The sequence below is a fragment of the Dyella sp. 01L423 genome (assembly GCF_056399945.1).
Window position 1 is genome coordinate 294762 of sequence record NZ_JBFTSI010000004.1, and the last position, 26252, is coordinate 321013.

The 26252-nt window shown below is 65.3% G+C and carries 24 protein-coding genes and 1 riboswitch; of the genes, 3 read left to right on the top strand and 21 right to left on the bottom strand.

The window, feature by feature from the left end:
- Positions 1-14 precede the first annotated feature (14 nt).
- The 19 genes from ruvA to clpB all read right to left on the bottom strand — a co-directional run bounded on the left by ruvA (position 15) and on the right by clpB (position 20120).
- A complete protein-coding gene (ruvA, locus tag AC1DMY_RS13925) occupies positions 15-614 on the bottom strand; it encodes a Holliday junction branch migration protein RuvA (RefSeq protein WP_477165524.1) in 600 nt (199 codons plus the stop codon).
- A complete protein-coding gene (gene ruvC, locus AC1DMY_RS13930) occupies positions 611-1129 on the bottom strand; it encodes a crossover junction endodeoxyribonuclease RuvC (protein WP_477165525.1) in 519 nt (172 codons plus the stop codon). The genes ruvA and ruvC overlap by 4 nt, the downstream gene beginning before the upstream one ends.
- Before the next feature lie 40 nt (positions 1130-1169).
- Positions 1170-1904, bottom strand: coding sequence for a YebC/PmpR family DNA-binding transcriptional regulator (locus AC1DMY_RS13935; protein WP_477165526.1), 735 nt, complete (start codon positions 1902-1904; stop codon positions 1170-1172).
- A gap of 102 nt (positions 1905-2006) precedes the next feature.
- A complete protein-coding gene (locus tag AC1DMY_RS13940) occupies positions 2007-2642 on the bottom strand; it encodes an esterase/lipase family protein (RefSeq protein ID WP_477165527.1) in 636 nt (211 codons plus the stop codon).
- A 257-nt stretch (positions 2643-2899) separates the two neighbouring features.
- The gene (gene aspS, locus AC1DMY_RS13945; RefSeq protein WP_477165528.1) at positions 2900-4669 is read right to left on the bottom strand and encodes an aspartate--tRNA ligase; all 1770 of its coding nucleotides are present in this window, start codon (positions 4667-4669) and stop codon (positions 2900-2902) included.
- 131 nt (positions 4670-4800) lie between these two features.
- Positions 4801-5376: a DUF3011 domain-containing protein gene (locus tag AC1DMY_RS13950; RefSeq protein ID WP_477165529.1), complete on the bottom strand. Its 576-nt coding sequence runs from the start codon at positions 5374-5376 to the stop codon at positions 4801-4803.
- A 124-nt stretch (positions 5377-5500) separates the two neighbouring features.
- The gene (locus AC1DMY_RS13955) at positions 5501-5788 is read right to left on the bottom strand and encodes an FmdB family zinc ribbon protein (protein WP_441603141.1); all 288 of its coding nucleotides are present in this window, start codon (positions 5786-5788) and stop codon (positions 5501-5503) included.
- 121 nt (positions 5789-5909) lie between these two features.
- Positions 5910-6629: an adenosylcobinamide-GDP ribazoletransferase gene (locus AC1DMY_RS13960; protein WP_477165566.1), complete on the bottom strand. Its 720-nt coding sequence runs from the start codon at positions 6627-6629 to the stop codon at positions 5910-5912.
- On the bottom strand, positions 6626-7204 hold the full coding sequence (locus tag AC1DMY_RS13965; RefSeq protein WP_477165530.1) for a histidine phosphatase family protein: 579 nt from the start codon (positions 7202-7204) through the stop codon (positions 6626-6628). Before AC1DMY_RS13965 ends, AC1DMY_RS13960 begins: the two co-directional genes overlap by 4 nt.
- Positions 7201-8247, bottom strand: a complete 1047-nt coding sequence (gene cobT, locus AC1DMY_RS13970; protein WP_477165531.1) for a nicotinate-nucleotide--dimethylbenzimidazole phosphoribosyltransferase — start codon at positions 8245-8247, stop codon at positions 7201-7203. The genes AC1DMY_RS13965 and cobT overlap by 4 nt, the downstream gene beginning before the upstream one ends.
- Positions 8244-8765, bottom strand: coding sequence for a bifunctional adenosylcobinamide kinase/adenosylcobinamide-phosphate guanylyltransferase (cobU, locus tag AC1DMY_RS13975; RefSeq protein WP_477165532.1), 522 nt, complete (start codon positions 8763-8765; stop codon positions 8244-8246). Before cobU ends, cobT begins: the two co-directional genes overlap by 4 nt.
- Entirely contained in the window at positions 8753-10237 is a 1485-nt protein-coding gene (locus AC1DMY_RS13980; protein ID WP_477165533.1) for a cobyric acid synthase, read from the bottom strand. The genes cobU and AC1DMY_RS13980 overlap by 13 nt, the downstream gene beginning before the upstream one ends.
- Positions 10234-11232, bottom strand: a complete 999-nt coding sequence (gene cobD / locus AC1DMY_RS13985) for a threonine-phosphate decarboxylase CobD (RefSeq protein WP_477165534.1) — start codon at positions 11230-11232, stop codon at positions 10234-10236. Before cobD ends, AC1DMY_RS13980 begins: the two co-directional genes overlap by 4 nt.
- Entirely contained in the window at positions 11225-12154 is a 930-nt protein-coding gene (gene cbiB, locus AC1DMY_RS13990; RefSeq protein ID WP_477165535.1) for an adenosylcobinamide-phosphate synthase CbiB, read from the bottom strand. The genes cobD and cbiB overlap by 8 nt, the downstream gene beginning before the upstream one ends.
- Positions 12151-13449 (bottom strand): cobyrinate a,c-diamide synthase, encoded by a 1299-nt coding sequence (locus AC1DMY_RS13995; RefSeq protein ID WP_477165536.1) that lies wholly within the window; start codon positions 13447-13449, stop codon positions 12151-12153. The genes cbiB and AC1DMY_RS13995 overlap by 4 nt, the downstream gene beginning before the upstream one ends.
- Positions 13450-13495: 46 nt before the next feature.
- The gene (gene cobO / locus AC1DMY_RS14000) at positions 13496-14116 is read right to left on the bottom strand and encodes a cob(I)yrinic acid a,c-diamide adenosyltransferase (protein WP_477165537.1); all 621 of its coding nucleotides are present in this window, start codon (positions 14114-14116) and stop codon (positions 13496-13498) included.
- Positions 14117-14118: 2 nt separating this feature from the next.
- Entirely contained in the window at positions 14119-14697 is a 579-nt protein-coding gene (locus tag AC1DMY_RS14005; protein ID WP_477165538.1) for a hypothetical protein, read from the bottom strand.
- A gap of 64 nt (positions 14698-14761) precedes the next feature.
- Positions 14762-16720 (bottom strand): TonB-dependent vitamin B12 receptor, encoded by a 1959-nt coding sequence (gene btuB / locus AC1DMY_RS14010; RefSeq protein ID WP_477165539.1) that lies wholly within the window; start codon positions 16718-16720, stop codon positions 14762-14764.
- A 21-nt stretch (positions 16721-16741) separates the two neighbouring features.
- Positions 16742-16982, bottom strand: a riboswitch (cobalamin riboswitch).
- A gap of 555 nt (positions 16983-17537) precedes the next feature.
- Positions 17538-20120 (bottom strand): ATP-dependent chaperone ClpB, encoded by a 2583-nt coding sequence (clpB, locus tag AC1DMY_RS14015; protein WP_477165540.1) that lies wholly within the window; start codon positions 20118-20120, stop codon positions 17538-17540.
- Between the two features lie 233 nt (positions 20121-20353).
- Here clpB and otsB point away from each other — a divergent pair, with 233 nt between their 5' ends.
- From otsB to otsA, 3 genes are read left to right on the top strand one after another with little or no spacing between them, the layout of a single operon-like run.
- The gene (gene otsB / locus AC1DMY_RS14020) at positions 20354-21124 is read left to right on the top strand and encodes a trehalose-phosphatase (protein ID WP_477165541.1); all 771 of its coding nucleotides are present in this window, start codon (positions 20354-20356) and stop codon (positions 21122-21124) included.
- Entirely contained in the window at positions 21096-22922 is a 1827-nt protein-coding gene (locus AC1DMY_RS14025) for a glycoside hydrolase family 15 protein (protein WP_477165542.1), read from the top strand. Before otsB ends, AC1DMY_RS14025 begins: the two co-directional genes overlap by 29 nt.
- A gap of 2 nt (positions 22923-22924) precedes the next feature.
- The gene (otsA, locus tag AC1DMY_RS14030) at positions 22925-24310 is read left to right on the top strand and encodes an alpha,alpha-trehalose-phosphate synthase (UDP-forming) (RefSeq protein ID WP_477165543.1); all 1386 of its coding nucleotides are present in this window, start codon (positions 22925-22927) and stop codon (positions 24308-24310) included.
- 153 nt (positions 24311-24463) lie between these two features.
- On the opposite strand, the gene pgeF is transcribed toward otsA, so the two are convergent.
- The gene (gene pgeF / locus AC1DMY_RS14035) at positions 24464-25210 is read right to left on the bottom strand and encodes a peptidoglycan editing factor PgeF (RefSeq protein ID WP_477165567.1); all 747 of its coding nucleotides are present in this window, start codon (positions 25208-25210) and stop codon (positions 24464-24466) included.
- Between the two features lie 2 nt (positions 25211-25212).
- Complete coding sequence (gene rluD / locus AC1DMY_RS14040; protein WP_477165544.1) at positions 25213-26190, bottom strand: 23S rRNA pseudouridine(1911/1915/1917) synthase RluD; 978 nt, start codon at positions 26188-26190, stop codon at positions 25213-25215.
- Positions 26191-26252 lie beyond the last annotated feature (62 nt).

Here is a 26252-nt window from a genome sequence, read left to right on the forward strand (position 1 = left end):
TCAGGGGTCACGTCTCAGTGTCCTAGTGCGGCGCGCAGCGCCTTGCGAATGATAGCTTCGGCCGTATCGCCGTCGGCGGCGACCTTCTGCACCAGGCGGGTCACTTCGGCCGGCTTGTAGCCAAGTTGCTGCAAGGCCACGGTGGCTTCGCCCGTCGGGTCCAGCGGCGCGCCGTTGGGCGAGGCATGCGAGCCGGGCAGCGTGGTGGCCAGTCCGTCCACGCGATCGCGCAGCTCCACCACCATGCGTTCGGCCGTCTTCTTGCCGATACCGGGAATCTTGGTGAGCGCCACCACGTCGCCCGTCTGCACGAGACGCGCGAAGTCGTTGGTGGATACGCCCGACAGCACGGCCAGCGCGATCTTCGCGCCGATACCGCTGACTTTCTGCAGGTTGCGGAACAGGGTGCGTTCGGACTCGTGCATGAATCCGTACAGCGCGACGCTGTCTTCCTTCACCGCGTAGTGCGTGAGCAGGGTGACTTCCTTGCCGGTCTGCGGCAGGTCGTAGATGGTGGACATGGGCGCTTCGAGCTCGTAGCCCACGCCGCCCACCTCCACCATCAGCCACGGCGGCTGCTTGGACACCAGGGTGCCGCGCAATCGACCAATCATCGACGCCTCCAGGCGGTACGGGGAATGCCCACGCGCAAGAGGCTGGCACGGGTATGTGCGTGGGTCACCGCAATGGCAAGCGCGTCTGCCGCGTCAGCCTGCAGGGGGCCCTTGAGTCCGAGCAGGACGCCGATCATGTGCTGCACCTGGGTCTTGTCGCCGCGGCCGCTGCCGACCACGGACTGCTTTACTTCTGTCGCCGCATACTCGTGCACCGCGATCCCCTGGCTGACCACCGCGCAGATCGCGGCGCCCCTCGCCTGCCCCAGCTTCAACGCCGAGTCCGGGTTGCGCGCCATGAATACGCGCTCCACCCCGCACTCGTCCGGCCGATGGGCGGCGATGATGGCACACAGCTCGTCAAATATGCGTTTCAGGCGCAGCGGGAAGGTGGCTTCGCCGGCCACCACCAACGCACCATGGAAAACATGGGACAGCTTGCCCGTGGCGTCGACATCGATGATGCCTACGCCGGTGCGCTGGCTGCCCGGGTCGATGCCGATGATGCGGGTCATGGGCGAAGAGTCGTCGCGGGCCGATGAAGGGCCCGCGAACTTAGCTCGCAGCCTCGGCCGGCAGCAGCGCGTTGTGCGACACCTCGCTGACGTCGTCGAGCGCGTCAAGCTTCTCGAGCAGATCGAGCAGGGTTTCGAGCGCCTCGTCCGGCACCGCAACGCGATTGCTCGGGCGCATGCCCACGCCGGCATGCTGCGCGTTCAGACCGGCGGCGATCAGCGCCTGCTGCACGGCTTCGAAACTTTCCGGCGCACACAGCACGGTGCTTTCGCCATGCTCGTTCACCACGTCGTCGGCGCCTGCGTCCAGGGCCGCCTCGAGCACCTTTTCTTCAGCCGCTTCGTTGCCGCCGGTGGCAAACACCAGTTCGCCCACGCGGGAAAACTGGAACGCCACGGAACCGGTGGTGCCCAGGTTGCCGCCGTGCTTGGTCAGCGCGTGGCGCACGTCGGCCACGGTGCGGGTCGGGTTGTCGGTGAAGCAGTCGATGATCAAGGCGATGCCGGCGGGGCCATAGCCCTCATAGCGCAGCTCTTCCATGGCGGCGCCGCCATCGGCGCCCGAGCCGCGCTTGATCGCACGCTCGATGGTGTCCTTGGTCATATTGGCCGACAAAGCCTTGTCCACCGCCGCGCGCAGGCGCGGGTTGGCGGATGGATCGGCGATGCCGGCACGTGTTGCCACGGTGATTTCGCGGATCAGCTTGGTGAACACCTTGGCGCGCTTGGCGTCTTCGGCATTCTTGCGACCTTCGATGGACGGGCCTCTACCCATGGCACTTCCTGCAAATCTGGTGAACGGACGAGGCGCGAATTCTATCGCTTCACGGCGTAGTACGGGCAAGCGGCACGCGAAAGCGCTTGGGAATGCGCCCTGTCAGGCCTCAGCGCGATCGAAACGACCCAGCTGGAGGAACTGGGTGACCTGGCGCGCGGCTTCCTGGGAAAACAGCAGCCCCGTATGGTTGGTCTCGATGGCGCAGTGGTCGGCGATGCCAGGCAGGAACGTCTCTTCCACCGTCACACAGCCGTCGTTGTCGCCGGCGAACTGTCCGATCATCGCGCCCAGGCCGAGCGACACCTTGCCGGCAATCACACCCACCTCGCGCTCGCCCTGCCAGCGGTCGAAGCCGTTTTCCAGCAGTTCGCGATTGTGGCCGAGCAAAACCTCGCCACCACGCCCCATGCCGGCGAAGCGACGCGCGGCGGCACTGCCCTTGAGCGGGGATCCGAGGCAGACCACGCGCCCCGGAGGCAACGCGACTTCGGCGCAGGCGCGCAGCGCCAGCAGGCCGCCCAGGCTGTGGCCGACCAGATGCACGGTGTGCGAATCCTGTCCCAGCTCATGGATGCGCGACTGCAGACTGGCCAGGATGCGCGGCTGCGAGGCCGCCACGCTCATATAGTCGAAACGATGGACGCGAAAACCCGCCTCCATCATGCGCCGATGCAGCAGCAAGAGCGCGAAACCGCGCATCCAGAGGCCGTGCAGGAGAATGACGTGATCGGTCATGGCGCGTGTGGGGACTTCATCGACGATGAGAATGATCGTGCTTCGGCAACCAGATCATTCTGAAGAGTCCATTGTGCACAAAAAGTTGCGCTGCGGCCGCGACCCAGTACGCGAAAGGTTTCGCAGCGTCGCTTGCGCGCTCTTTCGCTCGTCATTCCGGCGCAGGCCGGAATCCAGTAGCGAGCGTGCAGGGTTTTCGCGAAAACCATCCACTGAGTCTCTGGATTCCGGCCTGCGCCGGAATGACGGCAGAAAAATCAGACCGGTTTCGTTTCCGCAGCCACCTTCACATGCAATTCCTTCAGCTGTGCCTCGCTCACCAAAGACGGCGCGTCGGTCATCAGATCCTGTGCGCTGGTGGTCTTGGGGAAGGCGATCACGTCGCGGATGGATTCCGTACCGGCCATCAGCGCGGCGATGCGGTCGATGCCGAAGGCCAGGCCGCCGTGCGGCGGTGCGCCGAACTTCAGTGCCTTGAGCAGGAAGCCGAACTTCATCTCGGCCTCGTCCGGCGTGATGCCGAGCAGGTCGAACACCGTGCTCTGCATGTCCGGACGATGGATACGGATGGAGCCGCCGCCGATTTCGTTGCCGTTGAGCACCATGTCGTAGCCGCGGCTCACTGCGTTGGACGCATTCGCGCGCAACTCGGCGATGTCGTCCACCTTGGGCGCGGTGAACGGATGATGCAGGGCGACGAAGCGCTTTTCTTCCTCGTCGTATTCGAACATCGGGAAGTCGGTGACCCACAGCGGCTTCCAGCTGTTTTCGACCAGGCCGCGGTCCTTGCCGACCTTCAGTCGCAGCGCACCCATGAAGTCGGTGACGGCCTTCCACGTGCCCGCGCCGAAGAACAGCATGTCGCCGGATTCGGCGCCGGTGAGCTTGAGCACGCCTTCCAGCGCTTTATCGTCGAGGAACTTGGCAACCGGCGAGTTGATGCCTTCGCGGCCCTTGGACAAGTCATCCACGCGCAGCCAAGCCAAGCCCTTCGCGCCGTACTTGGCCACGTATTCGGCGAGCTGGTCGATTTCCTTGCGCGTCAACGTCGCGCCGCCCGGCACACGCAGCGCGGCCACGCGGCCGTCGTCGGCATTGGCCGGCTCGGCGAACACCTTGAATTCCACGTGCTTCACCGCGTCGGCGATGTCGACCAGTTCCAGCGCAATGCGCAGGTCCGGCTTGTCCGAACCGAAGCGACGCATGGCTTCGGCCCAGGTCATGCGCGGGAACGCCGCATCGAGCTCGACGTTCACCACTTCCTTGAACACGTGGCGGATCAACTCCTCCACGAAATCCTGCACGTCCTTTTCTTCGACGAAGGCGAACTCGAGGTCGAGCTGGGTGAATTCGGGCTGGCGATCGGCGCGCAGATCTTCGTCGCGGAAGCAGCGGGCGATCTGATAGTAGCGGTCGAAACCGGCCATCATCAGGATCTGCTTGAACAGCTGCGGCGACTGCGGCAGCGCGTAGAACTGGCCCGGATGCACGCGGCTTGGCACCAGGTAATCGCGCGCGCCTTCGGGCGTGGCCTTGGTCAGGATCGGCGTTTCGATGTCCTGGAAACCCGCGGCATCCAGATAGCGGCGCAGCGACTGCACCAGCTTGATGCGACGACGCATCATCTGCTGCATGTCCGGGCGGCGCAGGTCGAGGTAGCGATAGGTCAGGCGCATCTCCTCGTTGGGATTCTCGTGCATCGCGAACGGCAGATCCTTCGCGGCGTTGAGAATCTCGACGTTGTCGGCCACCAGCTCCACCGTGCCGGTGCGCAGCTTGTCGTTCACCGACAGGCGCTTGCGGATGGCGCCGGTGACGCGCAGGCAGTACTCGTTGCCGATTTCATTGGCCACGGCAAATGCGGCGGCGTTGTCACGCTCGATCACCACCTGGGCCAGGCCCTCGTGGTCGCGCAGGTCGACGAAAGCCACGTGGCTCTGCAGGCGCAGGGTGTTGACCCAGCCACACAGGGAAACGGTCTGGCCGACCAGTGCCTCATCGATGAGGCCGCAAAAATGCGTGCGCATGCGCTTGGAACTCCGGGCCGCTGGGCGGCGTGATGCGTGGACAAGAAGACCCGGAATGTTAACACCGACCCGCCCGGCGGCGAACGGCAGGCGGGGCTGCAAAACCCCGCCTGCGCCCACTTTTCAGCCCGTTACCAGCGCCGATTGACCGAGAACAGGCCGCGGCAGCCCTTGGAAACCCACACGCCGGCACGGTTCCAGCCCCAGCTATAGCCCTGCTCGCAGGCCGAGCCGGACAGCTGGCGCACCAGCACGGCGTTGCCGCGCGCACCCACGTCCACCTGGCAGAAGTGGTACTGCTTGTCGTTGCTTTCGCATTGCAGGCGGATTTCGCGATCCCAGTCGGGACCCGGGCGCCAGCCGCCGTTATCCGGCGGACGATAGCCCGGCGGCGGGTAGTAGCCACCACCCGGCGGGCGATACCCGCCTCCGCCCATTTCCACGAACTGGGCGCGGCAGCCGCGATCCACCCACAGGCCGCCGCGATCGACGCCCCAGGTCTGGCCGCGTATGCACGGGCTGTTCGATTCCTGGCGGATCATTTCGGCGTCGCGCCACGGCACCTGGCAGCGCGTGAAACGGCCATCGTCGCTGCCGCAACGCACCTGGTCGCGACCCTGCGCATGCACCGCCGGCGCCGCCACCCACAACAGGCCTGCCATGAGACCTGCCGCTACACCCATCAAGCCTGTTCGTATCCGGAACATCGATCCCACTCCTCTGTGACGGCTAGTCACGCTAGTGGGAATATCTTCAACCGGAATTGAATATCTTGCGACTGTTCGTAGAAACCTGCCGGCCGGCTATCCGGCGTTCAGCCATCCGGCTCGCTCAGCTGTCGCTGGAGGAGCTCGATGAGCTTGAGGGAGCGGGCGGGCTCGGGGCGCTGGCCGCAGGCGCGGCGCTGTCGCCGGCCAGGTTGCGCTTCTTGTCGCCGTCCTTCTTGAAGTCGGTCTCGTACCAGCCGCTGCCGGCCAGGCGGAAACCCGGCGCGCTCAGGCGCCGCTTCACTTCGGCCACGTCGCAAGCCGGGCACACCGACGGATCGGGGTCGGCGATCTTCTGCAGGCGGTCAAAACGGTGGCCGCAGCTGGCGCATTCAAATTCGTAGATAGGCATGGACACTCCGAAGGATCGCTCGCCGTGCCGGGATCACGCACCGACGCGTACGACGACAACTGTCCATTATCGAGGCGAACGGCGGGAATTCAACGATTTGTAGGTCCGGCAAGGCAAACGGCTAAAGCGCGAAGGCGACCAGCACCGCTGCTTCGGTGAATTCGGTGAGCGCACCGCAGGTATCGCCGGTCATCCCGCCCAGCCGGCGCATGCAGCTCCATCGCCACCAGACAAACACCAAGGCGGCCACCAGGATGGCCCGCAACCCGTGCCAGCCGGCGAACAGCGTAACGATGGCGGCGAACAGCAGGGCCAGGGCGCATCGCGCGCGCGACTCACCCACCAGGCCGCTGCCAAGGCCGCCGCTGCGTACGTAGGGCGTCGTCATGAACGCCGCGGTGAGGATCGCGCGCCCCAACAAGGGCGCCACCCACAACATCGCCGACGGCTGGGGCATGCTGGCCAGCGCCGCGAATTTCAACAGCAACACCAGCATGATCGCGGTAACCCCGATGGGGCCGCTGCGCGGGTCTTTCATGATGGTCAGCGTGCGCTCGCGATCACCCAGGCCACCCACCCAGGCGTCTGCACTGTCGGCCAGGCCATCCAGGTGCAGCGCCCCCGTCAGCGCCACCCACGCAACCAGCAACAGCGCTGCAGCCAGCAAGGATGACGCGCCCGATAACAACCAACCCAGGCACCACAGCAAACCGCCAATCAACAAGCCCACGGCCGGATACCAGGCCAGCTGCGCCGAGGGGGAGGACGCGCCATCGAACGCGCGCGCCGGCAGCGGCAAGCGCGTGAGAAAACCGATGGCAGCGAACAGTCCCCGCATCAGGCCGGTTCCTGCTTGCTCGTGGGCGACACCCAAGGCAGCACATGCAGCGATGCGTGCGGCACGTCGATGTTCGCCATCTCGCCGAAATCGCGCGCTTCCGCCTCGCAACGCAGCAGACGGATCGCACCGCCATGGGTCACCACCAGCACCCGCTGCGATTCCGCCGCTTCGGCGACCTCGTTCAAGGCGGCGCAGAGACGGTCGCGAAAGGCGGCGAACGGCTCGCCGCCCGGCGGCGGATGCGCGACGGGATCGGCCCAGAAGCGCGTCAGCGCGTCACCTTGTTCCTGCGCCAGCGTCTCGATGGGCACGCCCTGCCAATCGCCGAAGTGATATTCGGCCAGACGCGCATCCACCCGCATCGGCACGCGCCGCGCACAGGCCAGATCCTGCGCGAACTCCGCACAACGACGCAGCGGCGACGTGACGATGGCATCCCAGCTGCGTCCGAAAATCGCCGCACGCAACTGACTCCAGCCCAGCGGGCTGAGCGCGTCGTCGAGTTGGCCGCGATAGCTGCGCTGCCCGGTATCGCCATGGCGCAACAAATCGATGCCGGTGTGCTTGCCGATCATGCGCTGCTCACCCCCGCCTGCGCGAAGGTGGCCATGCGCGCGTGCAGATCGCAGGCCAACCGCATCAACGGTACCGCGGCAGCAGCACCGCTGCCCTCGCCCAGGCGCAGGCCAAGATCCAGCAGCGGATCGGCTTCCAGTACCGCAAGCAGGCGTGCGTGACCGCGCTCGCGCGAGCGATGCGCGAAGAACATCCATTCACGGCAGGACGGATTGATGCGCACCGCTGCCAGTGCCGCCGCCGTGGTGATAAAGCCATCGACCAGCACAGGAATACCGCGCTGCGCCGCGCCGATATACGCGCCGCACAACGCGGCGATCTCGAAGCCACCCACGCGACCGAGCCACGCCAGCGCATCGTCATCGGCGGGATAGAGCGCCAACGCGCGCTCGATCACCGCGGCCTTGTGCTGGATACCCGCGGCATCCAAACCGGTGCCGGCGCCGGCGAGCGCACTGGGCGATTCGCGCAACAGTCCACAGGCCAGCGCCGCCGCCGAGGTCGTGTTGGCGATGCCCATCTCGCCGCCGATGAAAAGCTTCGCACCGGCCTGCCGCGCAGCTTCCGCGCTGTCTGCGCCGGCACGCAGGGCGAGCTCCAATTGCACCGCGCTCATCGCGGGGCTTTCGCAGAAATTGTTGGTCTGCGGCGCAATGATGGCGCGTCGCACATGGGGCAGTTCGCCCGGATCGTTCACCGTACCCAGGTTCACTACCTCGAGCATGGCGCCCAGGCTGCGCGCCAGCACGCTGATCGCGGCACCGCCATTGGCGAAGTTGCGGATCATCTCGCCGGTCACTACCTGCGGAAACGCCGATACGCCTTCGGCGGCCACGCCGTGGTCGCCGGCAAAAATACTGATCCATACCGACTGCACCGACGGCATCACCGCGTGCTGCATGCCGGCCAGACGCACGGCCAGCGTTTCCAACGTGCCCAATGAACCCGGCGGCTTGGTCAGCTGCGACTGGTGTTCCAATGCGCGCTGGCGGCTCGCTTCGTCGATCGCGAAGCAGGGTTCGGTCAGCCAGTCTTGGCTCATGTAAGACTTCCTTTGAGGGGCATGGGTAATCCGGCAGCGACAAACACCACCCGCTCGCACTGCGCGGCAAGGGCTTGGTGCAAGCGTCCGGCTTCATCTACAAAACGTCGCGTGAGTTCACCCATGGGCACCACGCCCAGGCCCACTTCGTTGCTGACTAACAGCAGCTGACCCTTCAGCGAAGGCAGCAGGTGAAGCAAGGCGTCACGCTCCTGCGCGAAGCGTGCGGTATCGGGGGCGCCCAGCAGGTTGCTGAGCCACAGCGTGAGACAGTCGACCAGCACGCATCGGCCAGGGCGCGCATGCGCTTCCAGGGCCGCAGCCAGGGCCAGCGGTTCTTCCACGCTGAGCCAGTGGGAAGGACGTTGCGCCCGGTGACGGGCGATGCGCGCGGCCATCTCCTCATCGTGCGCCTGTGCGGTGGCGATGTAGACCACCTCGTGCCCCGATTCGGCGGCAAGTCGTTCGGCCAGCGCGCTCTTGCCGGAGCGGGCGCCGCCGAGGATCAAGGTGCGCATGGCGTGCCCTCCTTCATCGGTTGCAGCAGTCGCAGCAGTGCCGCGGTATCGAGATGTGCTTCCACGGTATCGGCCACGCGGTCGATGCTCCCCTCGCGCAGCGCGTGCAGGTCGAGCGGAGCGGCATCGCGCAGACCCGCCCAGCCAAGCAGGGCCGCGAGCGCCTGCGGCTCATCGAATAGACCGTGGAGGTAGGTGCCAAGGATCTGACCATCAGTCGACAGCGTGCCGTCAGGTTCGCCCGAACCGAGCACACTAGCCGGCTGCTCCAACGCTGCACCACGACTGACGCCGCAGTGGATCTCATAGCCGCTCACCCGCGCGTCTCCCAGGACCAGTTTCCCCTCCACGCGCCGCAATTGCTTGCGCGATTGAAGCGTGGTCTCCATCTGCAACCAGCCCAGTCCATCGCTCGAGCCCGGCTCGCTCTCGATGCCCAGTGGATCATGCACGAAGCGCCCCAGCATCTGGAAGCCGCCGCAGATGCCGATCACTTTCCCGCCATAGCGTAGATGCCGCGTGATGGTTTCGTTCCAGCCTTGCGCGCGCAGCCAGGCCAGGTCGGCGCGGGTGGATTTGGAACCGGGCAGCACGATCAGGTCCGCGTGCGGATGCACTTCATCGGGACCCACGAAACGCAGCTCGACGTCTGGATGGGCAAGCAAAGCGTCGAAGTCGGTGTGGTTGCTGATGCGCGGCAAAGCGGGAACCAGCACGCGCAGGCGGGCGGCATGCTTTTTTATGGCGTCGCGCGGCAACGCGTCTTCGGCCTCCAGGTGCAGGCCGTGCAGATAGGGCAGCACACCGAGCACCGGTTTGCCGGTTTCGCGCTCCAGCCAATCCAGGCCCGATTGAAGCAAAGCCATGTCGCCGCGAAAACGATTGATGACGAAGCCGGCGATGCGCGCGCGTTCGCTTGGCGAAAGCAGCGCCAACGTACCCACGAGATGCGCGAACACGCCGCCGCGATCGATGTCGGCGATCAGTATCACTGGGCAATCGACCGCCTCGGCGTAGCCCATGTTGGCGATATCGCGATCGCGCAAGTTGATCTCCGCCGGACTGCCCGCGCCCTCCACGACGATCGCGTCGTAGCGATCGGCCAGGCGGCGATGCGAGGCGAGCACGGCGTCCATCGCGATGCGCTTGTAGTCGTGGTAGTGGCGCGCATCCATGTTCGCCACCGGATGCCCATGCACGATCACCTGCGCGCCGATGTCGCTATTGGGCTTGAGCAGGACCGGATTGAAATCGGTATGCGGCTCCAGGCCAGACGCCTGCGCCTGCACGGCCTGGGCGCGGCCGATTTCGCCGCCATCGATCGTCACCGCGGAATTCAACGCCATGTTCTGCGGCTTGAACGGCGCCACCGCGATGCCGCGTCGGTGCAACCAACGGCACAAACCGGTGACCAGGGTGCTCTTGCCCGCATCGGAAGTGCAGCCTTGCACCATCAGCACGCCAGCGCTCATCGCAGCATTTCCTTCAAGTCCAGCGCGCCTAGCGCATCGTCGAGGCGCTGCAATGCGGCGTCATCGGGGGGTAGGCCAAAACGCAGGCTTGCCGGCGTGTCGAACAGACGGGTCAGGATGCCTTGCTTGGCGAGCGCCACATGCACGGCTTCAGCGCGCGCGTGCCGCCACCACTGGAAGAACGCGCATCCCGCCGCGGGTGCCATGCCATGACGCAGCAGCACAGACGCAAGACGATCGCTCATGCTGTGCAGCCAAGTGAGTGCCGTGGCCTGCCACGTGCGATCGGCAAGCGCGAGCTTTAGCACATGACGCGTGGGTCCGCTCAAAGTCCACGGGCCCAGACAATCGCCCAGCGATGCAAGCAGCGCAGGATGTGCCGCCACAAAGCCGGCGCGCGCCCCAGCCAGACCGAAGAACTTGCCGCAGGAACGGAGCACGATCAGCCCCTCGCGTTGCGCTTCACTGCAAAGGCTGTGCTCCGGCGTGGCATCCATGAAAGCCTCGTCGACGATCAGCCAGCCGCCACGCGCAGCCAACGCCGCATGACTTGCCAGCAAGGCGGCACGATCGAAACGCTCGCCGCCGGGATTGTTCGGATGGATCAGGACGATCACGTCGTAGCGCGATGGATCCGCCAGCAGACTCGCTGCCGACTGCGTTTCCACCGCATGGCCCGCACGGCGCCACGCATGCGCGTGTTCGTTGTAGCCCGGCGCAATCACTCCCACCCGCGAGGTTTGCCGCAGATTGGGCAGCATCTGGATGGCGGCCTGCGATCCGGCTACGGGCAACAGTTGCGCGGCACCGTAGTACTCGCACGCCGTCTCCGTGAGGCCATCGTCGTCTTCGGGCAATCGCTGCCAGACGGAGGCCGGCACCGCGGGCACCGGCCAGGCGTAAGGGCTGATGCCGGTGGACAAGTCCAGCCACGCGTCTGGCGCTATGCCGTAGGCGCGCGCTGCTCGCAGCAGGCGTCCGCCGTGTTCAAGCATGGCCGGCTCCCCAGCCCACGGCGCCGAGCAGCGCGATCACCACCAGCCAGAGCACCACGCAGCGACGCACCAGGCGCAACGCGCGCACGATGGACTGCCCATCCGGCGCATCACCCTCGCCCAGCACGGGACGCGGTTCCCACACACCGTCATAAGGCGCGGCGCCACCGAGGCAGACGCCGAGAGCGCCCGCACCGGCAGCCATCACCGGGCCGGCGTTAGGGCTGTCCCATCGCGGCGCCTGTTCGCGCCAGCAACGCCACGCTCGTGCCGCATCGCCCAGCAACACGTAACTCATCGCAGTCAGGCGCGCCGGCAGAAAATTGAGCACATCATCGATCCGCGCAGCCGCCCAGCCGAAGCGCTCATAGCGTTCTGTGCGATAGCCCCACATGGCATCCAGCGTGTTGGCGAGTCGATAGAGCACGGCGCCCGGTGCTCCCAGCACGAGGAACCAGAACAGCGCGCCGAACACTGCATCGTTGCCGTTCTCCAGCACCGATTCCGTGGCGGCAGCAGCCACCTGCGCATCATCCAGTGCGACGGTATCGCGACTCACCATGCGTCCCACCGCCGTGCGTGCACCAAGGATGTCGCCGGCGGCAAGCGCGCGGGCGACCGGCATGGCGTGATCGCCCAGGCTGCGCAAACCGATGACGAGGTAGAGCACGATCACATCGAAAACCAGACTCAACCAGGACGCCGCGTACCCGATCCACACGCCAAGCAGCCAAGCCAGCGCCACCAGAGGCAGCACCACAGCGCACCACGCCAGCACGCCCGCCGCTCGACGATCGCCGTGCCATCGCGATTCGGCCCAGGCGGCCAGACGTCCAAACAGCACCAACGGGTGCATCCGCCGCGGTTCGCCCAGCCACGCATCAAGCACAATCGCGAGCAGCATGGTCAGGGCGGTGATCATGGCTGGAACAAGGCCACGGCTGCCGTCGGGTTGGACGGGAAATAGAGATGCATGAAGCTCGCGGTGAAACGGCCACGGCGAAATACGCCTTCCCGACTCGGGCCGCCATCCGGATTGGCGGCCATGGTCAACGGCGGCTCGCCGATCTCGGCGAGCGCGTAATGGAAGGTGTGGCCGCGCAACTCGCCTTCGGGCAGGGCGACGGATTGCATCCCCAACCCACCGAGTCGCGTCTGCATCGTCGCCTGGCCCTGCAACAGCCCCGCCATCGGAAATGCCTTGCCATCGGTACCCGCCAGGGAATCCAGCGCGTAAAGCATGCCGCCGCATTCGGCCAGCAGCGGGCGGCCGGCGTTGACGTGATCGTGCAAGGAGCTGCGCAAGGTGTCGCTATCGGATAGCGCCTGCAAATGCAGTTCGGGATAGCCGCCAGGCAGCCATGCCGCATCGCATTCGGGCAGCGCATCGCCAGCCAGCGGCGAGAAGAAGCGCAACTCAGCGCCCGCTTCGCGCAACAGATCGAGATTGGCCCGATAGAGAAAACAGAACGCCGCATCGCGTGCAATGGCGATGCGGCAATCCTTCAGATGCCTGGGCACCGGCGCGCGCGAAGCAGCGGGGAAACTCACCGGTGGCGGGATTTCAGCCGTGGCGTGCGTCGCCCATGCGTCGGCCAGTGCATCCAGGCGCGCATCGATATCGCCAAGTTCACCAGCAGCCACCAGGCCCAGGTGCCGCTCGGGCAAGGCCAGCGCGGGATCGCGGGGCAAGGCACCCAGCCATTGCAGATGCGACGGCACACTGCCGGCAAGCAGTTGTGCGTGATACGCGCTGCCCACACGATTGGCGGCGACACCATGCACGCGCAAACCGTCGCGATAGCTCGCCAGTCCCAGCGCCAGCGCACCGAAAGTCTGCGCCATCGCCGAACCGTCGATCACGGCAAGCACCGGCAACCCAAAACGCTGTGCAAGGTCGGCGCTCGATTGGCCGCCGTCGAACAAGCCCATCACGCCTTCGACCAGGATGAGATCCGCCTCGCCCGCCGCCTCGACCAAGCGCGCGCGCACGTCATCCTCGCCGTTCATCCACAGATCAAGCTGGTAGACCGGCGCGCCACTGGCACGCTCAAGCACCATGGGGTCGAGAAAGTCGGGGCCGGTCTTGAAGACGCGCACGCGCCGGCCCTGCCGAACGTGCCAGCGCGCCAGGGCTGCCGTCACCGAGGTCTTGCCTTGGCCCGACGCAGGCGCCGATACCAGCAAGGCGGGACAGGAGGCGCTCTGGTCGGTCATCGGTGAACTCCGTTGTTTATTCCACTCGCCACACCGAGCGAACGCTTCAGAGCTCGATGCCCTGCTGCGCCTTGATGCCTGCCTGGAAGGCGTGCTTCACCAGGCGCATTTCCGTCACCGTATCGGCCAGTTCCACCAGGGCATCCGGCGCGCCGCGACCGGTGATCACCACGTGCTGACGTGGCGGCCGGGCCTTCAGCGCGGCGCATACGATGTCCAGGTCGATATAGCCTTTGACCAGGGCGATATTGAGTTCGTCCAGCAGCACGAAGTCGATCGACTCATCCACCAGCATATTGGCCGCCACCTGCCAGGCCGCTGCCGCCGCCTGGATGTCGCGTGCCTTGTCCTGCGTTTCCCACGTATAGCCTTCGCCCATCACGTGGTAATCGAGCTCATCGGGAAAGCGGCGAAAGAACGCCTCCTCACCGGTGGAAAAACTGCCCTTGATGAACTGCACCACGCCGCAGCGAAAACCATGGCCCAGCGAACGCGCCAGCATGCCGAAGCCGGACGAGCTCTTGCCCTTGCCGTTGCCGGTGTTCACCACCAGCACGCCGCGCTCGATGGTCGCACGGGCAATCTTGCGATCGACCAGTTCCTTCTTGCGCTGCATGCGCTCGCGGTGGCGCTCTTCTGCATTCGGCGTTTCGGGCGTATCGCTCATGCTCAGGCTTCCTTCTGCTGCACACTCGAAGACGATGCCACGCGCACGATCAGCGCGTGCAGCACCAAGGCTGCTGCCACGTAACAGAGGGTGGTGCGTACAAACAGCGGACCCCACTGCCACAGGCGCGCCAGGTATTCAGTCATGTGCGGCTGCGCATAACGACCACCCAGCCAATAGAACGAACCGTTGGAGATGGCAAAGGACCCGATCGCCGCCAGCACCGCCACGCCAAAGGCGCCCAGCAGCGACAAGGCGCTCTGATCCACACGCGGCGCATACCAGCGTCCGGCGTACCACAGGACCGCATAAGCCAGCGGCAGGAACGAGTAGGCCAGCGTCACGCAGAAAGCGCTCACGCCTGCGTAGCTGATCGATACCCAGTCCAGCGCCACGGCGAGCAGCACCATCACCACGAAGGTCCAGTGCCGGCGCAGGTACAGACCGCCGAGGAAAAACAACGCCATCGATGCATCAGGCAGATGCAGCATGTCGCCGAAATGCTTGAAGCGGGTGGCGATCATCACCGCCGCCAGCAGCAGCCACAGCGCGTTGAAGCGCGAACCGGAGAGAGCTTTCACAAGACGACTCCTAGTCGAATGCATGGAAAAACGCCGAGGCCCACTCAGGCCCCGGCGTCATGGCTTACTGCGCGGGTTGATAACGCAGGGTCAACATGTAGTTACGACCCGGCTGGTTGAAGTACCAGGCGGTTTCGTAGTCCTTGCCGAAGGCATTGTTCAGTGCCAGCTGCAGCTTGAAATCGCGCGAGATGGCGTAGGCAACACGCAGGTTGGTGATGGCATAGCCGCCCAGCGGATGCTGGTTGGCCAGATCATCGTAGCGACGACCCGAGACGAACCACGTGCCTCCCACGCTGAAGTCGCCGAAGCTGTGGTCGAGGTCGATATTGCCGGTCTGTCGCGCACGGCGTGGCAGCAGGTTGCCTTCGTACGCGGCCGATTCGTCGCGCGGGTCCAGCCAGGTGCCCGTGCCCGTCACCAGCCAGCCCAGCACGTGCCCGCTCACCACGCCTTCTGCACCGCGGATGCGCGCCTCGTCCACATTGCCCGGCGCCTGGGTCGCCGCGTCGTAGGTGATCAGGTCGGTCACGTTGTTGCGGAACGCATTCAACGACCAGTAGCCCCAGTCGTAGCTGCCGCGCAGGCCGAGTTCGAAGTTCCTCGAACGTTCCGGCTTGAGATTCGGGTCGCCGTAGAACGGGTAGTACAAGTCGTTGAAGGTCGGCGCCTTGAACGCGGTGCCATAGCTCGCGGTGAGGCGCAGCGTCTGCGTGAAGTCCCAGCCCCACAGCAGGCTGCCGGTGTTCTTGCTGCCGAACTGGCTGTTGTCGTCGTGACGCACGCTGGCCTGCACCGACTGGCTGCCGAAGGTCTGCTGCCATTGCACGAAGCCGCCGCGATCGATGCGGCTGTTCACCGGCTCGCCGGTAAACGCATTCATGTAACCAGCCGTGCTGTCCACATGGTCACGCTGCCAGTCGAAGCCGGTCGTCAGCAGGCCACCCCAAAAGCCGATATCCGCCTGGAACGAACCCAGGTCGCGATGCGTGTCGAAACGATCGACGTACACGCCCTGGTAAAAGTCCTTGCTGAAGTCGCCGCTGGTGCCGAGGCTGAGCGTGAGCTTCACGTTGGACGCCGGGCGGTAGTGCACGCTGCCACCCACGACTTGCGTGGCGCTCTTGTCGGAGTCGGTGTACGTGCCGTCGTAGTAGTTGTGGCCTTCGCTGCGGAACAGGCGCACATCGGCGTCCCACTGTTCGTCGAACTTGTAGCCGCCCTGCAGGGTCAGCGCATTGTTGCGATAGCCGTCCTTGTCCGGCTGGTCGGCAAAGCAGGCTGCGCCCACTTCGGCCGCACCGACGCGGCAGGAATTGATGCCGTGCGTCTGATCGTGCGATGCCTCCAGCGAGTACCAGCCGTCGCCGCTCTTGCCGGCAAAACCGGCCGAGCCATTCAGATGGCTATAACTGCCGACGCCCAGGCTGAAGGACGGCACGAAGGCGCCTTCCGGACGACGCGTGAAAATCTGGATCACGCCGCCGATCGCCTCGGAGCCGTAGAGGCTGGAGAACGGGCCGCGCACGATTTCAATGCGCTCGATCTGGTCGACCGGGAAGTCCTGCAACGCCGCCGTGCCCAGCGTGGCCGAGCCGATCTTGACGCCGTCGATCATCACCAGCACATGGTCGGCTTCGGTGCCACGCAGGAACGCGCTGGTCGCCTTGCCGGGACCGCCGTTGTTGGCGATCTGCATGCCCGGCGTGCCGCGCAGCAGGTCTGCCAGGGAGGACGGCTGCAGGCGTTCGATATCGGCGCGGTCGATCACCGTCACCGCGGACAGCGTCTGGTTCTGTGTCTGCTCGGTGCGCGTGGCAGTCACCACCACACCGTCGAGGTTGGTCGTGTCGTCCGCAAACGCAGGCAAAACGATGGTCAAAAGCGCCGTCGCCAACGCGGTGCGACGGATCATGGAAAGTCGGATGGTCAAAGTACTGCTCCTCAACCGCGCCTGCCCGCGCGGATCGCATGGGAAATAGACAGGCAGGAGGAGCGTGGCGGCCGTGCGCGTGCACGACATCCATGACACGGCCCACCGCCTGTCTGGTCGTACCTCAAGGCCGGTCTCCGGGCTCGCGGGCGAAGACGTAAACGCCTTCCGGAACGACGCCTTCCCATGCGCTTGGCACAGTGGCTCGATGTCGCTCCGTCGATCCTCATCTGGATCGCGCCTGCCTACCGTTGCGGGGGCAGCTCCGGAATAGGCGCATCAGCGCCGCACCGGATTCCCGTTTCAACTCCCAGCCGACTGGCTGGGGGTCACCTCAGGTGGGGCGCATGGTAGCAGAGTGGGGGCTGGGGCCGTTGGGTTGAGCCGTCTCCCCGTTTCGTCCGTGCACGCCTTCCTGTGGGAGCGCACCCTGTGCGCGACAGCCACGCTGGGATGTATCGCTCCGTAGGTTCGTCGCGCACAGGGTGCGCTCCCACAAAAAAACCGCTCCGCCCGCACCAGAACGCACGGTTCTTGGCTCTTGATGTGGCTCTGGCCATTGGGGGTCCCCGCATGACGCGGCGGTCGGGTTACCCGGGGGGCCCTTCTCCGTTGGTCACTTTCTCTTGGGCAAGCAAGCGAAAGTGACCCGGGCCGCGGCAGCGGCACGGAAGCCCGCGGCAGGCGGGCCACGCGACAACCAAACACCGAGGCTCTGGATCCCGGCCTGCGCCGGGATGACGACGTTGGGACGGTCCCGCGAGCACCCGCCCCTCACCCCAGCCCTCTCCCGATGGGGAGAGGGAGCAAAGCGGCGCGCCTTTGAAAGGCCACGCAAAACAAAACGCCCGCCCTGCTCACACAGGACGGGCGCCACAACCGGCAACTTCCAAACGACCCAGCACAGTTACTGCGTGTGGAAGACCAAATGCCCCTGCTCTGCCTCCACCACGATGGTCGCGCCAGCAGCAAACTTCCCTTCCAAAATCTGACGCGCCAGCGGATTCTCCAACTGCTGCTGAATCGCCCGCTTCAGCGGCCTCGCGCCATACACCGGATCGAAGCCCACATTGCCGAGCAGGTCCAGCGCCTTGTCGCTGATCTCCATGCGCAGCTGACGCTCGGCCAGACGCTTCTCCAGATAGGTCAGCTGGATCAGCGCGATCTTGCGGATCTGCTTCTTCTCCAGCGGGCGGAACACCACCAGTTCATCGAGTCGGTTGATGAACTCCGGACGGAAGTGCGCCTGCACCACGCCCAGCACCGCCGCCTTCATCTGCAGATAATCGGCCTCGCTGTCGCCCGCCTGCTCCTGGATCATCTGCGAGCCAAGGTTGGAGGTCATCACGATGACGGTGTTGCGGAAATCCACCGTGCGACCCTGGCCGTCGGTGAGGCGACCATCGTCCAGCACCTGCAGCAGGATGTTGAACACGTCCGGGTGAGCCTTTTCCACCTCGTCCAGCAGGATCACGCTGTACGGGCGACGACGCACGGCCTCGGTGAGATAGCCGCCTTCTTCGTAGCCCACATAGCCCGGAGGCGCGCCGATCAGGCGGCTCACGGAGTGCTTCTCCATGAACTCGCTCATGTCGATGCGCACCATCGCATCCTGCGTGTCGAACATGAACTCGGCGAGCGCCTTGCACAGTTCGGTCTTGCCCACGCCGGTGGGACCGAGGAACAGGAACGACCCGTTGGGGCGATTCGGATCGGAAAGACCCGCACGCGAGCGGCGAATCGCATCGGACACCGCACGCACCGCTTCATCCTGGCCAACCACGCGCTTGTGCAGCGCGTCTTCCATATGCAGCAGCTTGTCGCGCTCGCCTTCCAGCATCTTGTTGACCGGGATGCCCGTCCAGCGCGACACCACCTCGGCGATTTCTTCCTCGGTGACGCGATCCTGCACCAGCTTGAAGTCCTGCTTTTCGGCGGCTTGCGCGGCGGCGAGCTGCTTTTCCAGTTCCGGCAGCTTGCCGTACTGGATCTCGCTCATCTTGGCGTAGTCCTGCTGACGCTGGGCGGCGTCCAGTTCCACGCGCGCGGCCTCGATCTGTTCCTTGACCTTGGTGGCGCCCTGCAGCGCGGCTTTCTCGGACTTCCAGATCTCGTTGAGATCGGAGAACTCGCGCTCCAGCTTTTCGATGTCGCTTTCCAGATCGGCAAGGCGCTTCTTGGAGGCGTCGTCGGTTTCCTTCTTGAGCATCTCGCGCTGGATTTTCAGCTGGATCAGGCGACGCTCCAGGCGATCGAGCTCCTCCGGCTTGGAATCGATTTCCATGCGGATGCGCGAGGCCGCTTCGTCCATCAGGTCGATGGCCTTGTCCGGCAGCTGGCGATCGGGGATGTAGCGGTTGGACAGTGTGGCCGCCGCGACGATGGCCGGGTCGGTGATCTCGACGCCGTGATGCACGGCGTAGCGCTCCTTCAGGCCGCGCAGGATGGCGATGGTGTCTTCCACGCTGGGCTCGCCCACGTAGACTTTCTGGAAGCGGCGCTCCAGCGCGGCATCCTTCTCGATGTACTTGCGGTATTCGTCCAGCGTGGTGGCGCCGATGCAATGCAGTTCGCCGCGCGCCAGCGCGGGCTTGAGCATATTGCCGGCATCCATGGCGCCATCGGCCTTGCCGGCGCCCACCATGGTGTGCAGCTCGTCGATGAACAGAATGACGCGGCCTTCCTGCTTGGAAAGATCATTGAGCACGCCCTTGAGGCGCTCCTCGAACTCGCCGCGAAATTTTGCGCCGGCGATCAGCGCGCCCATGTCCAGCGCGAGCACACGGCGGTCACGCAGGCCTTCGGGCACTTCGCCCTTGACGATGCGCTGGGCCAGGCCCTCGACGATCGCGGTCTTGCCCACGCCGGGCTCGCCGATCAGCACCGGGTTGTTCTTGGTGCGACGCTGCAGCACCTGGATGGTGCGACGGATTTCCTCGTCGCGACCGATCACCGGATCGAGCTTGCCGGACTCGGCGCGCGACGTAAGATCGATGCAATATTTCTCCAGGGCCTGACGCTGGTCTTCAGCGTTCTCGCTCTGCACCTTTTCGCCGCCGCGCAGCTTCTCGATGGCAGCCTCGACATTCGCCTTGGTGGCACCGGCCGCCTTGAGCGCGGCGCCCAGTTCGCCCTTGTCTTCCAGCGAGGCGAGCACGAACAGTTCGCTGGCGATGAATTGATCGCCACGCTGCTGGGCCAGCTTGTCGGTGAGGTTGAGCAGGCGCGTCAGCTCGTTGCCGACATGGATATTGCCCTCCTGCCCCGTGACGCGCGGCAGGCGGTCCACCATTTCGTTGATGCGCTGGCGCAGCGTGGGCACGTTGACTTGCGCCTGGGTCAGTAACGGCCCGGTGGAACCGCCCTGCTGGTCGAGCAGCGCGGCCATCACGTGGACCGGTTCAAGCATGTTGTTGTCGCGTCCAACGGCAAGCGACTGGGCGTCTGCCAAGGCCTGCTGAAAACGCGAGGTGAGTTTGTCCATCCGCATGGGTTGTCCCCTCGATCAATAGGATTTGGCGGCCCTCGCCACCACTGCCAAAACACATGCGGATCACCCGCGCGTGATTCAAGCCACGTCAACGCCAGGTGTACGACATTTCTTCAGCCAACACGCGCCGCACCCAGAGCTTGCCTTCACATTTGGCTTGATAGTCTGCGCTCGTGCTATCCCCCGTGCCCCACTCCGCCATGTCCGCCCAAATGCCTCTCCCGGCTCCGCCTATGCCTGGCGTGGATGACCGCTGGGCGTTGTTCCTCGACGTGGATGGCACGCTGCTGGATTTTGCCGATCACCCCGATCAAGTTTGCGTGGATTCGCGTCTGCGTGAACTGGTGGAAGACCTCTACGGCGCCCTCGATGGCGCGCTAGCGCTGGTGAGCGGACGCGGGCTCGACGACCTCGACGATTTGTTTGGCCATCCGCCGTGGGCGATGGCCGGTTTGCATGGCCTTGAATTGCGCGGCGCCGACGGTCGCTATCGCGGTGTGCATATCGGCGCCAGCCGCCGCTCGCTGGTTCGCGACATCGCCAGCGCCATCGTCGCCGAATTGCCCGGCGTCATGCTGGAAGACAAGGGCATGGCGATAGCGCTGCATTGCCGCACCTCGCCGCAGATGTTCGAACGTTTGCGCGAGCGCGTGCAGAAGGTGCTGCCATCGCTGGCCGGCTACGAAATGCAGCCGGGCAACCTGGTCATCGAACTGAAGCCCGAAGGCATGGACAAGGGCTCGGCGGTGGCCACATTGATGTCGGCATGGCCGTTCCGCGATCGCCTGCCGGTGTACGTAGGCGACGATCTCACCGACGAACATGGCTTTGCCACGGCCAATCTCCAGAACGGGTTGAGCGTACGCGTGGGTTCGCGCGAACCGAGCGTGGCCCGCTATTCGCTGCCGGAGCCTGCCGCCGCGCGGGCCTGGCTGTTCCGCGTGCTGCACGCACTCAAGCATGGAGCCCTCGCGCATGCCCACTCCTCGGGAGGAAACGCCTGATACCCAAACCAATCCGGGAGCGAAATCGACCCTGGAACTGGGTGTCATCGGCAACGGCAGTGTTGCTGCACTGATCGACGGGCGCGGCCGCATCGTATGGTGTTGTCTGCCGCGCTTTGATGGCGACGCGAGCTTTTGCGCGCTGTTGTCGCCGCAATGCGACGGTGGCGACTGGTCCATCGAGCTGGAAGACATCGACCGCGCCGAACAGCATTACATGCCCAACACGGCCGTGCTGGTCACCCGCCTTTACGACCACCATGGATCGGGCGTGGAGATCGTCGACTATATGCCGCGCTTTCGGGCGCGCGGCCGCTTCTATCATCCCGTGCTGATCGCGCGGCGCGTGCGGCCTATCGGCGGCTCGCCGCGCATCAGAGTGCGGTTGCGTCCGCTGTGCAAATACGGCAGCGAAGTGCCGCAGACGACCTCGGGGAGCAACCATATCCGCTTCCTGCTCGAGGGCGTCGTGCAGCGCCTGACCAGCGATGTGTCGTCCACGATGATCGAACGGGGGCTGCCGTTTTTCCTGGAGAAACCGGCGCATTTTGTGTTCGGTCCGGACGAAACGCTCTTGGAAAGTCCGGCGGACTTCATCCATCACACGCTGGAGAACACGCTCACCTATTGGCGCGAATGGGTACGCAACCTGTCCGTTCCGTATGAATGGCAGGAACCGATCATCCGCTCCGCCATCACCCTGAAGCTATGCCAGTACGAAGCGACCGGCGCCATCGTGGCGGCGCTCACCACCTCCATTCCCGAGTCCGCCAATTCAGGCCGCAATTGGGATTACCGCTACTGCTGGCTCCGCGACGCGGCCTTCACCGTGCGCGCACTCAACCGTCTCGGCGCCACCCGCAGCATGGAGGAATACATCCGCTACGTATTCAACCTGGTCGCCGATGGCGACGGCGAGATCGGACCCGTGTTTGGCATCACTTTCGAACATGACCTGGCAGAAACGCAGGTAACCAGCCTGGCCGGCTATCGCGGCATGGGACCGGTGCGGGTGGGCAACGACGCGTGGCGGCAGCGGCAGAACGATGTGTATGGTTCGGTCGTTCTCGCCTCCTCGCAGATTTTTTTTGATCGCCGCCTCGAACATCCGGGCGATGAACTCACCTTTCGCCGGCTGGAGCGCATGGGCGAACTGGCCCTGCGCGTGGCTGAAACACCGGATGCCGGGCTGTGGGAATATCGCGGCCGGGCCGCGGTGCACACCTATTCCGCCGCCATGTGCTGGGCTGCCTGCGATCGCCTTGCGCATATCGCGACCGAACTTGGCCTCGACGAGCGTGCGCGCTACTGGCATGACGAAGCGGTTGCACTGCACGCCCGTATCGAAGCGCACGCATGGAACGAAAAGCTCGGCACCTTTGTGGACGCCTACGATGGCGAACACCTGGACGCGAGCCTGCTGTTGCTGGCCGATATCGGTTTCGTCAATGCGATGGACCCGCGTTTCATCGCTACGGTGGATGCCATCGGCCACGCGCTGGGGCGCGGCGATTATCTATTCCGCTACATCGCTCCGGACGATTTCGGTGCGCCGGAAACCAGCTTCAACATCTGCACCTTCTGGTACATCGAAGCGCTGGCCGCCACTGGGCGCCGGGAGCGTGCGCGCGAGATGTTCGAACACATGCTGGCGCAGCGGAATCCCCTGGGCCTGTTGTCCGAAGACATCGCTCCGGCCAATGGCGAGCACTGGGGCAATTTTCCGCAGACTTATTCGATGGTGGGCCTGATCCAGGCCGCAATGCGCCTCTCTAGGCGTTGGGAGGATGCATTGTGACGATGGCTGGAAGAAACAGCGGTCAGGGACGACTGATCGTGGTTTCAAACCGAGTGGCCCTTCCCGACCAGACCGCAACCGGCGGTCTGGCGTCGGCCATGCGGGCCGCCCTGCAGGAGCGCGGAGGCGTGTGGTTTGGCTGGAGCGGCAAGATCGCTCGCCAAACCGCCAGCGAAGTGCACAAACAAAGCGATGGACCGGTGGAATACGCCACCATCGATCTTTCGCGCACCGATCACGACGATTTCTACGACGGCTTCGCCAACCGCACCTTGTGGCCGCTGCTGCACTATCGGCCCGACCTGGTCGACTACGATCGCAAGCACCTGGCCGGCTATCTGCGCGTCAACAATCTTTTCGCCGAACAGCTGATCTCGCTGATCGGCCCGAAAGACCTGGTGTGGATCAACGACTACCACCTCATTCCACTCGCTGCCATGCTGCGCGAACGCGGCGTACGCAATCGCATCGGCTTTTTTCTACATACCCCGCTGCCGGCCGCCAGCCTGCTGATCGCGCTGCCGCGTCATCTGGAATTGCTGGAGACCTTGGCCTGCTATGACCTGGTCGGCCTGCATACGGCGCGCGACCAACGCGCCCTGCAGGAGTACTTCCTGTTCGAGGTGGGCGCGAGCATGCGCCGCGACGGACGCATCCGCACGCCGGCAGGACACACGTTTCGTGCTGAAGTGTTTCCCATCGGCATCGACACCGCGCAGGTGGCCGAATCGGCCAGCCATGCGGACGAGCACGAAGAGATCCACGACCTGAAGCAGAGCCTGGAAGGCCGTGCGCTGATTATTGGCGTGGATCGGCTGGATTACTCCAAGGGTCTGCCAGAGCGCTTCCATGCTTATGCGCGATTGCTGGAGCGTTCGCCGCAACTGCATCGCAAGGTGACCTTCCTGCAGATCGCCCCGCCCTCGCGCGGCGGCGTGCTGGAGTACCGCCAGATCCGCCGCGAACTCGAACGCATGGCCGGCCACATCAATGGCATGTACGCCGCGCCGGACTGGGTGCCGATCCGCTACGTCAACAACTCCTTCCCGCATAGCCTGCTCAGTGGCTATTACCGCAGCGCCCGCGTGGGCCTGGTGACGCCGCTGCGCGATGGCATGAATCTGGTGGCCAAGGAGTACGTGGCCAGCCAGGATCCGGAAGATCCCGGCGTGCTCGTGCTGTCGCGCTTTGCGGGCGCCGCGCAGGAATTGCGCGACGCGCTGTTGGTCAATCCGGCGGATACAGAGGAATTGGCGGAAGCGCTGGGTATTGCGCTTGAGATGCCGCTGCACGAGCGGCGGGTTCGCTGGCGTCGGATGATGGATGTGTTGGAGAAGCAGGATGTGACGGCGTGGCGGAATTCGTTTTTGCGGCGGTTGGCGGACTGAGCCACCAGTCCTACCTTTGTGGGAGCGCACCCTGTGCGCGACAGCCACGCAGCGGACTTCCTCAATGTTGCGGCAAGCATGGGTGACTCGCTTATCGCGAGTCACCGTCGCGCACAGGGTGCGCTCCCACAGGAGGCGGAAGATTGGTGGCGCTCAGCCTTCGAGCCAGATCAGGCTGGCGAAGCGGCCGCTTTGCGCGCCGTCGCGGCGATAGGAATAAAAGCGATCATCGGTGCGCGTGTCGAAGCCGCCACCGTAAATCTGGGCGACGCCGGCTGCCAGCAAACGGCGACGCGCGAGCCAGGCCAGATCGCATAGCCAGTGGCCCGGGCGCGTAGGCTCGAATCCGCCTGCAGCGCCGCCATCGAGCGCCACGAACGCATCACGCACTTCCACGCCCACTTCGTAGCTGCCCTTGCCAATGCACGGCCCCAGCCACGCCATCACCTGCGCGGGCGGGGCCTGCAGGGAATTCAATGCAGCTTCCAGCACGCCAGCCTGCAAACCGCGCCAGCCCGCGTGGGCGGCGGCCACAGCGCGACCGTCGGCGGTGCAGAACAGCACCGGCAGGCAATCGGCCGTGAGTATGACCAGGGGCTCGCCAGCACGCCGCGTCATCGAGGCATCGGCGCGCGGCTCCAGCCCGTCGCCAGGCTGGTCGACATCGACCACGTCCACCCCATGCACCTGTTGCAGCCAGTGCGGATCGCGCTCCAACGTCAAAGCCCTACGAACGGCGGCCCGATTGGCCACCACCGCCTCGGGCGTATCGCCGCAACGGGCGCCCAGATTGAAGCGCGCCCAAGCATCCTGGGAGACGCCCGGCCCTTGCCGCGTGCTGACCGCCGCCCGCACATGGGCGGGCGCCGGCCAGTCCGGCACAAGCCAGGCGCTATCCAGGGTCACCGCCAGTCGCTCGGATCGGCCTGGGCGGTATCGGCGCGCAGTGCGTCGATCAGTGCCTGCTGGTCGGCCGGGCGATCGGCGCTGAACGACATCGGTTCATGCGTCACCGGGTGTTCGAACGCCAGGCGCTCGGCGTGCAGCGCCTGGCGGCGGAAGCCGCGCAGTGCCGCCACCAGCTCGGGCGTGGCGCCCTTGGGCAGGCGCAGGCCACCGCCGTACAGCGGATCGCCGACCAGGGGATGGTTGATATGCGCCAGGTGCACGCGAATCTGATGGGTGCGGCCGGTTTCCAGGCTGCACTGGATCAGGCTATGCCCGCGGAACCGCTCGCGCAGGCGGTAATGGGTGACGGCGTGCTTGCCGTCCTCCTCGTCGCGCACGGCCTGGCGCAGCCGGTCGCCCATATGGCGGCCAATCGGCGCATCCACCGTGCCCCCGGCCACCAGGGTGCCCAGCACCACGGCCTCGTACTGCCGTTCCACGTCGTGGCGCGACAGCATGTCCACCAGCCCCGTATGGGCCGCCAGGGTCTTGGCGACCACCATCAGGCCCGAGGTGTCCTTGTCCAGGCGGTGCACGATGCCGCCGCGGGGCAGCTCGGCCAGCTTCGGATCGTGGTGCAGCAAGGCGTTCAGCACCGTTCCGGCGCTATTTCCTGCGCCCGGGTGCACCACCAGGCCGGCCGGCTTGTTCAGCACCAGCAGGTAGTCGTCCTCGTGGACGATGTCCAGGGCGATGGCCTCCGGCTCCAGCTGCACTTCGTTCTCAAGTTCCGCTTCTACCTGGACTTTTTCCCCGCCACGCAACAACTGGCGAGGCGGCGCGACGGCGCCGTCCAGGGTCACGGCACCGGCCTTGATCCAGGCCGTGAGACGCGACCGCGAGTAGTCGGGGAACATCTCGGCCACCGTCTGGTCGAACCTCCGACCCGCGGCCGACAGGGGCACCGTGGCGTCATGACGGATCATCGTCATGGTCGGCCGCCCGGCCGGCTGGCCGTTTCGGCTATCATCCCTTTTCGCTCAAACATCTGAAC